The sequence below is a fragment of the Bradyrhizobium sp. PRIMUS42 genome (assembly GCF_023006515.1).
In the GTDB taxonomy this organism is placed as follows: domain Bacteria; phylum Pseudomonadota; class Alphaproteobacteria; order Rhizobiales; family Xanthobacteraceae; genus Bradyrhizobium.
The window spans coordinates 1-12,238 of sequence record NZ_JALBGZ010000106.1 but is presented as its reverse complement, the minus strand read 5'-3'; the positions used below and the strand labels follow the sequence as shown (position 1 = coordinate 12,238).

Here is a 12,238-nt window from a genome sequence, read left to right as displayed (position 1 = left end):
CTGCCTGCGGGGGCGGCGGCGCGCCGGGCCGCTTTCTGGCTGGTATCGCTCGCGGTCGCCGGGGCGGCCTGAACCTCCGAGAGCAGGGCCTTGTGCTGGTGCTTGTTGAGATAACCCGATGAGGGATAGCCGCGCGCCGACTGCCAGCGCTTGAGCACCGAGCGGGTCTCCTCGCTGAACACGCCGGTCTGCTTGGTATCGAAGCCGAGCCCGTTGAGGCGACGCTGCACGTCGCGGCGCTGGGTCTTGTCGAGGCCGATCTGATCCTCGGTGAGCTGGGTGGCCTCGTCGGTGAAGGTCGCGGGATCAACGCCGGCGTTGAGGGTGCGCGTCGCGGTCGAGGGGCCGCTCTTGATGGCAGCGAGGCGTGCCAGCGCCAGCGCCTTGAACTGACCGTTCGGATAGGCGGTGAGATAGGCGTTGAGCTCTTCCGGCTTGTTGGACTCCTTCACCGAGCGCCAGTATTCGAGCTCGACGCCGTCCGAGCCGCCGGTCGCAGTCGGCATCATGCCAGAAGCGGTCGGTGCTGCGTTGGCGACCTGGGTCGTCGGGGCCTGGTTGAGATAGACGGAGCCGGTCAGGTTGGTGTGGCCCCAGGGCAGCTGGCCCTTGCGGGTCTCTTCATTGACCTGGGCGCGTACCGACGTCATCGCCTGCTGGATCTCGATGCCGGGCTTGGTGATGTTGTCGATCAGCGCACGCGTGAACGGGCTGTTGTTGCCCTCCTGACCGTCAAGCGCGGTCTGGCCGGGGCCGGTGGCGAACGCGATGAGGGTGCCTTCACCGGATTTCATCTCGGCGAGACCGCTCTGCACGTTGACGCTGCGCGTCGCGGAGTTCGACTTGATCTTGGCGGCGAACGGATTGTCGCGGCAGGCATCGAGGAAGACGAGCTTGACCTTGGCATCGCCCATGGTCTGCTCGAGCGTCAGATCGATGTTGATGGCGGCGCCCAGCTTGACGTCCATCTCCGACTTGATGTCGGCGTCGACGGGCAGCAGGTAATTGGTGCCGCTGACGGCGATGCCATGGCCGGCGTAATAGAACAGCGCGATGTCGGAGCCCTGCGCCTTGCGGCCGAAGTCGAGCAGCTTCTCCGTCATCTGGTCGCGGCTGAGATTGGATCCTTCGATCACTTCGAAGCCGACATTGCGCAGCGTGGACGCCATTGCCTTGGCGTCGATCGGCGGGTTCGGCAATTGGGCGACGTTCTTGTAGTTGCCGTTGCCGACAACGAAGGCGACGCGGCGGTCGGCCTTCGCGGCACTGACCGACAGGGCCATGCACATCAGCGAAGCGAGGAGGGTGAGATAGCGCATCTGAGATCCCCAACAGAATCGAATTGCAGGCAGCAACGAATTGGCAACGAACCTACACGAAGTGCCCGACTTCGTGCCACCAAAACGGCTAGTAGGTCGCGTCCAAACCGCTACTGTGTGGCCGAATGTGCACGATGGAGATGCGCTCCAACGTGATCCAAATCACACGGCCACTTTGTTTTGTCGCGCGAGGCGGCGTGAGGTTCACTGCGCGCGGGCGGGGACGGCTGGTGCCGGCTTCAAATTCAGGAGGTTGCCGCACAGGATCAACGCCGCGCCGAGCACGGTCCAGCCATCGAGTCGCTCGGAATAGAGCAGCCAGCCGGCCGTCGCAGTCAGTGGAACCCGCAGGAAGTCCATGGGAACCACGATCGTCGCATCGGCGTACCGGAGCGCGCTGGCGAGGCAGTAGTGCGAGAAAGTGCCGCAGACGCCAATGACGAACAGCCACCCCCATAAACGAGGCGACGGCCAGATCCACACAGCGAGCGTCGGCAGCAGGCCCACGACGGCCTGGACCACGATCATCCAGAACAGGATCGATAATGCGCTCTCGGTCCGCGTCAGCGACTTCGCCAGAATCATGGAAACGCTGAAGCCGATCGCGGCCCCGAGCGCGATCAGCTGGCCCGGATTGATCTCGCCGGTGGCGGGCCGCACGATCATGACGACGCCGACGATGCCGAGCACGATGGCGGCGATCTTCCAGACCGTCATGCGCTCGGACAGGAACGTTGCGGCCAGCACGGCGGTCCAGATCGGCATGGTGAATTCGATCGCGACGACTTGCCCGATCCCGATCAGCGTCAATGCGTAGAACCAGCCGAGCTGTGCGAAATAATGGACCCCGTTGCGCGCGAGGTGCTGGGGCAGGCGTTTGGTCGCGACTGCCTTGAAGCCGCCGGCACGGTAGATGATCGGCAGGAGCAGCGTGAACCCGATGATGGAGCGTACTTCCATGATCTGGAAAACGTTCAGCTCGCGCGTGGTCTCGCGCCCGGCAACTGCCATGACCAGCATCAGCGACAGCCAGCCCGCCATCCACAATGCAGCCATCGTTTTGGACGGTGTCGCGCTCATTGGGGGCAAATGCTGGAGGATGGAAGCCTGAAAGGACGGCCGGTATCGGCGACATCGCCCTCGTTTGCAACGGTCAATCTGTGGATGCAGCGATGCGGCGTGTCGTGCTAGGCATCATCCAACAACGAGAACATCGGGAGAGCTCCGCTCATGCACATCTTGCAGCCGGCCGAATGGAAGAAACCTCGCGGCTTTTCCCATGGCGTCGTGGTCGAGGGGCCGGGGCGCTGGGTGGTTCTGGCCGGCCAGACCGGTGGCGACGAGACCGGCAATTACGCGCCCGACATGGCGGCGCAGGTTGCGACCGCGCTGAAGCGGATCATCAAGCTCCTGGGCGAGGCGGGCGCCGGTCCCGAGCACATCGTCCGCCTGACCTGGTACCTGACCAGCCGCAGCGAATATGAGGAGGCAAGCGCCGGCATCGGTGCCGCCTGGAAGGAAACGCTCGGACGCAATTTCCCGCCGTCGACGCTGCTCTACATCGGTGGCCTCGTGGACGAGCGGGCCAAGGTCGAGATCGAGGTCACGGCGTTCGTGCCGGACGCATAAAAAAATCGACCCGGCGCGGGGCGCTGGGTCGATTGTCGTGCCGCTGACGTCTTATTTCGAAAGCGAGACGTTGGCGCCGCGGAACTGGCTATCCGCGCGGATCGAGACGCTCTGCTTGTTGCCGCTCGTTTTCAGCGAGAGGTTGGCATTGAAGCCAGCGGTGGAGGCAACCAGCTCGTAATTGCCGCCGCCGCCGCGACCCTGGAGCGAACCGGAGATATTGCGGCTGGCCTCGGACCAGCTGCCGGCGATGGCGCTTCCCTCAGCCCTGACGCTGGCCGCGAGGTTGAACTTGTAGGCGTCGCTGGCACAGGTCAGCGACATCTCCATGGTCGGCCCGATCGGGGCGTATTTGGCCCGGCAGCGGATCCGCTCGGTCGAGCCGTCGTCCAGCATGACGGTGCCACCGCCGCTCCAGCTGCCCGCCAATGGGGCGAACGGGCCGGACTGGGCCTTGCCGTCAGTGCTGGCGATCCCTGCCGCAAACAAAACGGCGGCCGCGATCAGCAGCCGCCGGTTCAGGGCGCGAGCCTCAAACGCTTTATTGGCGCGATGCTTCCCACCGCCCGCTGCACGGTATGCCTGCAGATGCTCCATTCCACTTCCCCGATCCGGCGTTGCCGCTGAGTTGACCGTTAGCATATGCACCATTGATCGAAACTTTCACAAGTCCCCCGCTACCGATGGTGCCGGAAACGTTAGCGCCAGGCGCAGTGATCTTGCCGTCGGCAACCGTCAGCATGGAGCTCGCGGTGGGTTCGCAGGAGCCGCTCTTGGTCACGATCGTGACCTGCCAGTTGCCGTCATAGGGGGTCTGGGCAAAGGCGGAGGCGGCGAGGGTGCCGGTGAAAACTGAAGCGGCACAGAACACCGCGATGCGAGCAAAACGCATAAATTCCGTCCTTGAATCTGTCTGATATGCTGTCGCTTATCTGGACCAAATGTGACGGAAATTTGTTGCAATGCCAAATCGAAAATTGTTCCTGTGGGAACAATGGTTTATTTGGGTTTTTGGCGGCGATTTCCGAAGCAGAATCAGTGCGGCTTCGCGTTAAGGGTAAACGTCGGGAGAGGCGCCTTCAGGACAGGCTTGGTGCGGAGGTCGCGAACTGCTCGTCCTGAGTCTTTGCGGGCAGCGCCTTGTGGACCTTGGCGTAGTCGATCACGTCGGCCAGCAATTTGAGGCCGAGAGGCGCCAGCGCGCGCTCCCAGAGCTCCCGCGCCGTCTCGCCCTTCTTGACGAAGCACCAGTCCTGGGCGGCGATGGCGCCGGCATCCATGCGGTCGGCGAGGTGGTAGATCGTGCCACCGGCGATCCGATCGCCTTCCTTGATGGTCCATTCCACGGCCGCCTTGCCGCGATGGCGCGGCAGCAGCGAGGGATGATAGCCGATGCCGCCGAGCTTGGCGGCGGCGAGCGCGTCCTTGCCGATCCGGGCGTGGCTGTGCGCCGTGATGATCAGATCGGTATCGGGGGCGATCTCGGCGGCCACCACCAGCTTCGGATTGGCCTGGACCACGACCTCGATGCCGGCCGCCGCGGCGGTCGCAGCGAGGCGATCCTCGGCATCGGCCACCACCACCCGGACGATCGAGACGCTGTGCTCCCGGAGCATGTTCAGGGTGGTCACGCCGAAATGGCGGGAGCCGACGAGGGTAATGCGCATGGGTGTCAGATCCGGTCTCGCAACTGCGTCATCCCCCCGATAACACGTCCCGACGGCCTGTCACCACCCGCGCAGCGTTTGCGCGGGTTATCAACAATGCGCGGAGGCGCCGGCTGCGATGAACGTCCTGATTGCGCTGCCGGCCGTTCCGGTGCTTCCATGGCGGGCATTGCACCGGCTCGGGAGCGAGCGCATGAGATGCGCCTGGTTTTTCCTTCTCGCGGCACTGCTTGCGGAGGTTCCAGCCCATGCGGGCGGACCGTACCCGGCCGTGCCGCCCGAAACCGGGATCGCGCCGTTCGTGGGGCCGACCTGGGATACCTATCGTTGCGCCCGAGGGCCGGTGACCAATTTCTATCACCGCGCTTATTACGGCGAGGAGCCGCCGGCGCTCTATCGCGGCTATGCTTACAGGCCGCATTACCGTTACAGCGCCTATCGCAGATCGCCGCGCACTTACTTCTGCGTCACCGACTAGCGCTGCCGCGCCGCCACGGTCGGACGGCAAGCGGACGAAAAGCCGGTTCCTGTGTTTCATTTTAAACAGAGATAACCTTGGCCGGCTGATAAGGGTGAGCCACCGGGGCTGGCGACATTTCAACCCGCATCCGTTTTTGAACCCGGCTTTGGCCGCTGGCGCATCGTCAGCGGCCTTTTCATGCCGCGCACCACGAAATCATCGAATGGTAACGCGATCTCAACCAGCCTGGCGTATCGACGAATCCGTCGCGGATTTGTATTGCGTACCGCGACACCGAAATGTCCCGCCGGCGTGGGTGCGCCGCGCGGGCCTTTTCGCCGGGACAGATTTCATGCCGAGCGCCATTGAGCAGATCGTCGACAGCTATGTGCGGCTGAAGAACCGCCGCGGGCTCGACGAGCTGATGATGCACAGGCAGCGGCTCGCGGTCGATCTGAAGAGCAAGTCCGGCTATGATTTCAGCCTGCCGATCGGCCAGATCGACGAGGAGATCGCGATCATCGAGGCAGGCCTCAGCCGGCTCAAGGCGGAGAATTCAACGGTGATCTAGCGCGGGCTGCGAGGCCGGCTCTTGCGTGGATTGGGGGACGGCGCATCGTCGCAGTTCGAGACCGGTTCATGCATGGTTCAGGCCGGCCATGGCTCAATCCTCAGGTTGTTCCGTGGGACACGAATCCTGCTAGGCTTGTCCCCGTGATTTGGAGGAGACGTCATGATCGAGCTTGCGCTGGCTGGCCTGCTTGCCTTTGCAACCGTGCCTGCGGCATCGCCGGAGCCGAGGGTGGAGCAAGTTCAGTTCAGGGGTGGCCCGGGCGGACAATGTCCGCACGGCTATGATTACAACCACTCGAACGGCCGCTGCTATCCCAACGACTATCATGCGCCGGGCATGTATACGCGGGATCCCGGGCCGGGCGAATACGGACGGCGCGGTGGCCTGTGCCCGCACGGCTACGACTACAACTATTCGCAGGGGCGGTGCTATCCGAACGGCGCTCGCGCTCCCGGCATGTACGGCCGCTAATCGATCACCGTGCTGAGGCGGGCGCGCTCAGTCGCGCCGGCCGCCGTCGATCACCGTGAACAGCGGCCGCGCCGGGGTCGGCTCGACCAGCAATTCGTCCACCAGCGCGGTGGCTGCATCGACATATTTGCGCGTCGGCTTGTCCAGCGGGCGCTTGGCCTCGTCGTCGAGCGCGATCTTTGCGGCTTCGACCAGCTTGCGCATGCGCGCCGCATGGTCATCGCCCGCCGTCAGCGTGGCGCGCGCCAGCGAGCGCAGCACGAACAGCTCGCCCTCGAGGCGGAGCAGGCGGTCGTTGAGCCTGGTAAGGACGGCGTTGAGTCGGCCATGTCTGCTGTTCGGCGCGAAGGATCCGTCCTGATCTAGCGGCGATCGGTGAACGGAGTCCAAACGGCGCCGGTGCAATTGGGCCGATCCTCCGGTCCGTCTCGGATGAACCGCGTGGCGTCATCAGGGGGCCGCGCGTGGGGGACAAGCCTACCACTCGACGTCCGCCCAGCGCCTCCCGAACACGGGTGGCCTCGTCTTCACGGCTTGCCAGCCGAAGAAATGATGTTTGCCGGACCAGGCGTGCACCACACCGCTGCAGATGCTGCATTTGAAGCTGCCAGCGTGGGCTTCGCTGTGCTCCTCCCTGGTCGCGGTGTAGTTCATGCCGCAACCCGCACAGGTGAATTGTTCGATCGTCCAGATGGTGTTGGCCATTGCGCCGAATGCTTCTTGTTGAGTTCGATCCACGGTAGTCACGGGCGTTTGCAGCGGCGTAAACCGGCGCGGGGAAATCCGGTTAACGGGCGTTAGCCAAGCCCGGCCGAGTTGCGGGCCCGTCTCGAATGCGGAGCGGTCCGAGGTGTTCCCAATCGTGGCCACGGGCGGTTCCAGTCGTCTTGACGCCGGATGCGTTGCTGGCAATAACGGCTAGGCCTCGCAAGCGAAGTTGCGTTCATGCCGCAAGGAAAGCTGTGCCCGTGAAAAGTCTCCGTCAGCTCCTGACCGGAGAGGACGTCATCCAGCTCGTGATCCGGCTCGGCCTGCTCGCCCTGTTGATCATCTGGACCTTCCTGATCATCCGCCCGTTCGTGCCGATCCTGGCCTGGAGCGGCGTGCTCGCCGTTGCGTTCTATCCAGCCTTCAGCTGGGTCGCCAAAGTCCTCGGCGGCCGGCCCAAGACCGCAGCGGCGATCCTGACCTTGATCACGCTCGGCATCGTCATTGGCCCGGCGACCTGGCTGGGCATCAGCGCGGTGGACGGCGTGCGCGAGCTGGCGCAGCAACTCGGCACCGGCGATCTGGCGCTCCAGGCGGCGCCTGAGCAGCTGAAATCGTGGCCGCTCGTCGGACCCTGGCTCTACGATCTCTGGGACCAGGCCTACACCAACATCCGTACGGTGGTGCGCGAGGTGGCGCCATATCTCCAGCCGCTGGCGGGCCCGCTGCTCTCGCTCGCGGGCGATGCCGGCGTCGGCACGCTCCAGTTTCTGGTCTCGGTGTTCGTGGCCGGCTTTTTGTTTCCGCATGGGCCGCGGCTGGTTGCGGCCGGCCGCGGCTTCCTGTTTCGCATCGTGCCCGAGCAGAGCGAGCATTTCCTGTCGCTTGCGGGCGCGACCATCCGCGCCGTGGCCCAGGGCGTGATCGGCGTCGCGATCGTGCAGGCACTGCTCGCCGGCATCGGCTTCAAGCTCGCGGCGGTGCCGAGCGCCGGCCTTCTCGCCTTCATCGTGCTGCTGCTTTCGATCGTGCAGATCGGCGCCTTCCTCGTGCTGCTGCCGGTGATCATCTGGATCTGGACCGCCAAGGACGTCACCACGGCGCTGCTGCTCACCGTGTTTCTCGTCCTGGTCGGCTTCATCGACACCATGTTGAAGCCGCTCGTGATGGGGCGGGGCCTGACCACGCCGACCATCGTGATCTTCGTCGGCGTGATCGGCGGCACGCTCGCTCACGGCATCGTCGGCCTGTTCATCGGACCGATCATCCTGTCGGTGGCCTGGGAGATGATGATGGCCTGGATCAGGACCGAGGATCGGGCAGGGGCGGGCGAGGGCTGATCTCGCCTCGAACGGCGCGATCTGCCCGCGATGTCTAGGCCAGGTCCCGGTGGCGCGCGGTCTGTGATCAAAGTCTGTCGCAAACTTGTCTGTTCCACTAGACAAGTTACGATTGAGCCGATTCTGTTTCAATGACGGCAGCGATGGCGAAATCTTCCAAGCTGGTTGCCGCAAGGCGCGGCAAAGTATTGTTGGTCAGACGCCGGTCGGACGGCCTGTGGATGTTCCCTGGCGGCCGCAAGCGTGCGCGCGAGTCCGACAAGGATTGCCTGCGGCGGGAGATCAGGGAGGAGCTGCCCAAGCTGAGGCTCGGCAGGATCAGCCTCTGGAAGGAAGTGAAGGCGAGGAACAAGCGCTCCGGCCGCAAGATGAGCGACGCGATCTTCATTGCCAAGACGGCCAAGGGCAGGCTGGCGATCGGCGACAAGAAGGAGATCGACCGCGCCGCCTGGCAGAAACCACGCGGCATCCGTCTGACGGCGACCTCACGCTACATCCGCGACCGGCTGTTTCCGAGGAAGCAGAAGCGGAGATGAGCTAGTCTTCGCGTCCCGCCGATCGCGTCCGTCCAGCGAACGATCTCGATCGCGCCGCGCGCGCCTCCGGAGCAGTCAGTCTTGCCGCATCCGCCTCACGCATCTCCTTGCGGACCTTGCGCGCATTGCGCATCGCGCGCTTGATGAAGGGATGTTGGGAGTCCTCGGCGAAGAACAGCACCACTTCGCAACTCGGACATTGCCTGGAATAGCCGTCTTGCAACCGTCCGGCGCGATCGCGAAACACGTTCTTGCACCGCGTGCACTGGATCTGGACCGAACTCATGCGCGCACAACAATGACTTTGAAAATGGATCGTCAGCTGATCGCAAATGTCTGAAGAAAGCTTGAATGCCTCGCGGCCGGAACGTGCGCGGCAAGCGCCATCGGCCAGCCGCGGCTGGCGGCGGACGATAACGGTTGGAAACAGGCTGTCGGCCGTTATTGCTTGGCCGCCAGCGTGTCCAGGCACTGGTTCAGAAAGGCGGTGCGGTCCCTGGGCAGCACCTTTTCGAGGTCCGCCTTCAGCGCGCATTCGCGCTGGCGCAACTGCTCGGCCCGGCGCTTCTCGGCCGCCTCGCGGTATTCGGGAGCAACCTTGTTGGGATCGACCAGCGCTTGTGAGCGCACAGGAGCGCTCGCAAGCAGCGTGATGGCGGCGATGACAATGAATGATTTCAAATGAGCCTCCGTAAAAGGGGCATCGTAGCGCGCGGCGCGTGCGCACTCAAACCGAGGGGACGCGGTATCCCGCTCCGGCGCGATGGGGCTGACGATGCCGGCGGATCTCCGACCGGCACGTTTGGAACGACTGCGCGTGGCAGGCGTCGAATCCTGGCTCTCGGCTCATCCCCAAGCCCCCGGGCCGAGAGAAAACCTTCCCCACAAAGGTTGGCGACCTCGGTCCCCCGAGGTCGTTTGTTTGTTGCAAGGCGTGTGAACCAGTTCACAAACACGCGGCCAATCCGCTGCTATGAAGACGTCATTGCTTAACCGATTTATTTTGAACGAAACGCCCCAGCGTGGCTCCAAGCGCTGGGGCTTTTTCGTGGCTCCCTGCGCGCAGAACGTTTACAATCGCGCCAAGCGTCGCATCGACAGACGCAGGTCCCACGCCGCGCCAGTTCCGATCCATAGCTTGATCAAACAGCCCATGTGTCGGGATCGCGGCGCCGCGCCGAACGTTGCCACCAGGGGTGCGTTCGCGGGGCAAATCCCATATGCAGGGCGAGAAGTCGCCGAATCGAAAATGAGGGCGGCTGGCGTTCAGTTGACGACGGTTTACGACCAGAAACGGATCCAAGTGAGGCTTAGCAAAAAGGCGCGGGTGGCCAAGACGCTCCCGAAGAAGACGCCGCCGAAGAAGGCGTTGCCAAACAAGACATCGCCAAGGAAGAGCAAAGCAGCGCAGCGCGGCACGATCTCGTCTTCGTCGCCGCTCGGCGTGCTGGCTCTCCATCTGCTTGCCCAATGGAAACAGTCTGGACCCAGCGGCATCGTTTTTCTCGCCGAGAACGAGAACAGGGCGGAGCGGCTGGGCAGTGTCATTCACGCGCTCGCCCCCTCCTGCGAGGTCCTGGTGTTTCCGCGATTGAACACCTTGCCGTTCGATCAGCTGGAGCCGTCGCACGAACTCGCGGGGCGCAGGGCCTCCGTCCTGCGGCGCCTCGCAAAATCAAAGAGGCCGCTGTTTCTCGTCTCGACGGCGGAGGCCGTGATGGAGCGCCTGCCACCGCCGGCGAGCCTGTCGCGCCTGAGCCTCAGCTTGAAGGTGGGCGGCGCGTTCTCGGAGCGCGATCTCGAGCCGCGCCTCGAGGCCTTGGGATACGATCTCGAAGACGAACCGGACTATCCGGGCGGCGCGCTGTTCCACGGGCAGACCTTCGAGATATTCCCCGCAGGCGCGCTGGGGCCGTTCCGGATCGAGCATTCGGATCGCGCGATCAAGCGGATCGTGGCGTTCGATCCGAACGAGCACAGGATCATCTTCGAGACCAAGGAGCTTGTGGTCGATCCCATGTCGGAGCGGCATGGCCTTGCCGGCAAAGGCGGCAAGCGCGCGAGCCTGTTCGACTATTGCGGGCGCGCCAAATGGATTGCCGATGCGGGCGTCCCGGTGCACGCCGACGGCTGGCTCGATACGATCGAGGAGGCCGCGCCGCGCGCCGAGCGTGAGCGCGAATATCTCGCGCGGCGCGACTGGAAGCAGCTCTCCAGGGGCATGAAGGTGCTGCCGCGCGCGTCGTCCTTCCAGACGATCCCGGAGTTTTCAAAGCTGACATCCGCCAGGAAGGCGCTGCGTGGTTTCGTCGAGGAGACGCGCCGGACCGGATCGCGACTGATACTCGTCGCAGCGCAGGAGGACGATCTGCGCGTGATGGAGCGGATGAGCGGCCTCAAGGCGCAGCGCTGCGACGATTGGGACGAGGCGACACGCGGGCGGAACGGCGAGGCGGCGCTGCTGGCCGATCTCGATGCGGGCTTCGTCGTGCCGGGAAAAAAGCCTCTCGTCGTCGTGACGGCCTCCGACGTGCTCGGCAGCCGGGCGCATCATCCGCAGCCGATGGCGCGCGCCTGGAGCGCGGCCTTCGAGCATGCCGATGTGCCCGAGCAGGGCACGGTGGTCATCCATCTCCAGCGCGGCCTTGGCGTGCTCGACGGCCTGCAGACCGTGAACACCGGCGGCGGAAGCTTGCGGGAAATGATCCGCCTGAAGTTCGCCGGCGACAATGCGGTGCTTGTGCCGCCGCCTGATCTCGCCTTGATGTGGCCTTACGCGGCAGAGCTCGGCAAGCTGGCGCTCGACAAGGCGGATGGCAGCACATGGTGGGCCCGCCGCACGTCGGCCGAGCGCGAAATCCAGGCCGCCGGCAAGGCGCTGGCCAAGCACATCAGTCAGCGCCGCCGTCGTCGCGGTGAAAAGCTGGTTCCGCCGGGATCGGCCTACGAGAAGTTCGTGGCGCGTTTTCCTTATTTCACCACGAGCGACCAGGCCAAGGCGATCGCCGACGTGCTCGACGATCTCGCCTCCGGTCATCCCATGGACCGGGTGATCTGCGGCGACGTCGGCTTCGGCAAGACCGAGGTGGCGCTGCGCGCGGCGGCCGCCGTGGTGCTGTCGGGCAAGCAGGTGGCGATCGCGGTGCCGACGACGGTGCTGGCACGCCAGCATGTCGCAACGTTCCAGAAGCGCTTTGCGCCGTTCGGCATCGAGGTCGGCAATTTGTCGCGGGCGACCTCGGGCGCGGAGCTGCGCGAGACCAGGGAGGGACTGCGCAGCGGCCGGATCAAGGTCGTGATCGGAACGCAGGCACTCACGGGCAAGGACGTCAAGTTTGACGATCTCGGTCTCGTCATCATCGACGAGGAGCAGCATTTTGGCGCGGCCGAGAAGGCCAAGCTCGCGGGTCTCGCCAAGAACGTCCACGTGCTGATGATGAGCGCGACGCCGATCCCGCGCACGCTCGCCGCGGGCCTTGCCGGCTTCCGCGACCTCAGCGTCATCGCATCGCCCCCGGTGCACCGGCTGCCGGT

16 protein-coding genes are annotated in these 12,238 nt (G+C 64.6%); 7 read left to right on the top strand and 9 right to left on the bottom strand.

The window, feature by feature from the left end; genetic code table 11:
• The coding region (locus MOV75_RS11545) for a caspase family protein (protein ID WP_247005732.1) at positions 1–1,319 on the bottom strand (1,319 nt) is incomplete at its 3' end.
• 204 nt (positions 1,320–1,523) lie between these two features.
• Positions 1,524–2,399 (bottom strand): DMT family transporter, encoded by an 876-nt coding sequence (locus tag MOV75_RS11540; RefSeq protein ID WP_246925266.1) that lies wholly within the window; start codon positions 2,397–2,399, stop codon positions 1,524–1,526.
• A 150-nt stretch (positions 2,400–2,549) separates the two neighbouring features.
• Here MOV75_RS11540 and MOV75_RS11535 point away from each other — a divergent pair, with 150 nt between their 5' ends.
• Entirely contained in the window at positions 2,550–2,948 is a 399-nt protein-coding gene (locus MOV75_RS11535; protein WP_247005730.1) for a RidA family protein, read from the top strand.
• A 51-nt stretch (positions 2,949–2,999) separates the two neighbouring features.
• On the opposite strand, the gene MOV75_RS11530 is transcribed toward MOV75_RS11535, so the two are convergent.
• From MOV75_RS11530 to MOV75_RS11520, 3 genes are all read right to left on the bottom strand, one after another.
• Positions 3,000–3,545 carry a hypothetical protein gene (locus MOV75_RS11530; protein WP_246925270.1) on the bottom strand — a complete coding sequence of 182 codons (546 nt, stop codon included), beginning with the start codon at positions 3,543–3,545 and terminating at the stop codon, positions 3,000–3,002.
• Positions 3,490–3,840, bottom strand: a complete 351-nt coding sequence (locus MOV75_RS11525; protein ID WP_246925272.1) for a hypothetical protein — start codon at positions 3,838–3,840, stop codon at positions 3,490–3,492. The genes MOV75_RS11530 and MOV75_RS11525 overlap by 56 nt, the downstream gene beginning before the upstream one ends.
• Before the next feature lie 187 nt (positions 3,841–4,027).
• Positions 4,028–4,615 (bottom strand): formyltransferase family protein, encoded by a 588-nt coding sequence (locus MOV75_RS11520; protein ID WP_247005717.1) that lies wholly within the window; start codon positions 4,613–4,615, stop codon positions 4,028–4,030.
• Positions 4,616–4,808: 193 nt separating this feature from the next.
• Between MOV75_RS11520 and MOV75_RS11515 the strand changes: the two genes are divergently transcribed.
• The 3 genes from MOV75_RS11515 (at position 4,809) to MOV75_RS11505 (ending at position 6,120) form a co-directional block, all read left to right on the top strand.
• Positions 4,809–5,093, top strand: a complete 285-nt coding sequence (locus tag MOV75_RS11515; protein ID WP_247005716.1) for a hypothetical protein — start codon at positions 4,809–4,811, stop codon at positions 5,091–5,093.
• 334 nt (positions 5,094–5,427) lie between these two features.
• Positions 5,428–5,646, top strand: coding sequence for a hypothetical protein (locus MOV75_RS11510; RefSeq protein ID WP_246925280.1), 219 nt, complete (start codon positions 5,428–5,430; stop codon positions 5,644–5,646).
• 162 nt (positions 5,647–5,808) lie between these two features.
• Entirely contained in the window at positions 5,809–6,120 is a 312-nt protein-coding gene (locus MOV75_RS11505; RefSeq protein WP_246925282.1) for a hypothetical protein, read from the top strand.
• A 27-nt stretch (positions 6,121–6,147) separates the two neighbouring features.
• On the opposite strand, the gene MOV75_RS11500 is transcribed toward MOV75_RS11505, so the two are convergent.
• Both MOV75_RS11500 and MOV75_RS11495 read right to left on the bottom strand, forming a co-directional pair.
• Entirely contained in the window at positions 6,148–6,408 is a 261-nt protein-coding gene (locus MOV75_RS11500; protein ID WP_309486934.1) for a hypothetical protein, read from the bottom strand.
• Positions 6,409–6,597: 189 nt separating this feature from the next.
• Positions 6,598–6,825, bottom strand: coding sequence for a hypothetical protein (locus tag MOV75_RS11495; RefSeq protein WP_246925287.1), 228 nt, complete (start codon positions 6,823–6,825; stop codon positions 6,598–6,600).
• A 263-nt stretch (positions 6,826–7,088) separates the two neighbouring features.
• Between MOV75_RS11495 and MOV75_RS11490 the strand changes: the two genes are divergently transcribed.
• Together MOV75_RS11490 and MOV75_RS11485 are read left to right on the top strand one after the other, a co-directional pair.
• Positions 7,089–8,168 (top strand): AI-2E family transporter, encoded by a 1,080-nt coding sequence (locus MOV75_RS11490; protein WP_247005714.1) that lies wholly within the window; start codon positions 7,089–7,091, stop codon positions 8,166–8,168.
• 143 nt (positions 8,169–8,311) lie between these two features.
• Positions 8,312–8,704, top strand: coding sequence for an NUDIX hydrolase (locus MOV75_RS11485; protein WP_246925293.1), 393 nt, complete (start codon positions 8,312–8,314; stop codon positions 8,702–8,704).
• 1 nt (position 8,705) lies between these two features.
• Here the strand turns inward: MOV75_RS11485 and MOV75_RS11480 are convergent, their stop codons facing one another.
• Entirely contained in the window at positions 8,706–8,990 is a 285-nt protein-coding gene (locus MOV75_RS11480) for a Zn-ribbon domain-containing protein (protein ID WP_246925296.1), read from the bottom strand.
• Between the two features lie 155 nt (positions 8,991–9,145).
• Positions 9,146–9,385 (bottom strand): hypothetical protein, encoded by a 240-nt coding sequence (locus MOV75_RS11475; RefSeq protein ID WP_246925299.1) that lies wholly within the window; start codon positions 9,383–9,385, stop codon positions 9,146–9,148.
• A 763-nt stretch (positions 9,386–10,148) separates the two neighbouring features.
• Here MOV75_RS11475 and MOV75_RS11470 point away from each other — a divergent pair.
• Positions 10,149–12,238: DEAD/DEAH box helicase (locus MOV75_RS11470; RefSeq protein ID WP_247005734.1), on the top strand; the 2,090-nt coding region annotated here is incomplete at its 3' end.

Excerpts from the sequence above, each read along its gene's own strand:
- MOV75_RS11540 (WP_246925266.1), bottom strand. The coding sequence starts at position 2,399 with ATGAGCGCGACACCGTCCAAAACGATGGCTGCATTGTGGATGGCGGGC.
- MOV75_RS11535 (WP_247005730.1), top strand. The coding sequence starts at position 2,550 with ATGCACATCTTGCAGCCGGCCGAATGGAAGAAACCTCGCGGCTTTTCC.
- MOV75_RS11530 (WP_246925270.1), bottom strand. The coding sequence starts at position 3,545 with ATGGAGCATCTGCAGGCATACCGTGCAGCGGGCGGTGGGAAGCATCGC.
- MOV75_RS11525 (WP_246925272.1), bottom strand. The coding sequence starts at position 3,840 with ATGCGTTTTGCTCGCATCGCGGTGTTCTGTGCCGCTTCAGTTTTCACC.
- MOV75_RS11520 (WP_247005717.1), bottom strand. The coding sequence starts at position 4,615 with ATGCGCATTACCCTCGTCGGCTCCCGCCATTTCGGCGTGACCACCCTG.
- MOV75_RS11515 (WP_247005716.1), top strand. The coding sequence starts at position 4,809 with ATGAGATGCGCCTGGTTTTTCCTTCTCGCGGCACTGCTTGCGGAGGTT.
- MOV75_RS11510 (WP_246925280.1), top strand. The coding sequence starts at position 5,428 with ATGCCGAGCGCCATTGAGCAGATCGTCGACAGCTATGTGCGGCTGAAG.
- MOV75_RS11505 (WP_246925282.1), top strand. The coding sequence starts at position 5,809 with ATGATCGAGCTTGCGCTGGCTGGCCTGCTTGCCTTTGCAACCGTGCCT.
- MOV75_RS11495 (WP_246925287.1), bottom strand. The coding sequence starts at position 6,825 with ATGGCCAACACCATCTGGACGATCGAACAATTCACCTGTGCGGGTTGC.
- MOV75_RS11485 (WP_246925293.1), top strand. The coding sequence starts at position 8,312 with ATGGCGAAATCTTCCAAGCTGGTTGCCGCAAGGCGCGGCAAAGTATTG.
- MOV75_RS11480 (WP_246925296.1), bottom strand. The coding sequence starts at position 8,990 with ATGAGTTCGGTCCAGATCCAGTGCACGCGGTGCAAGAACGTGTTTCGC.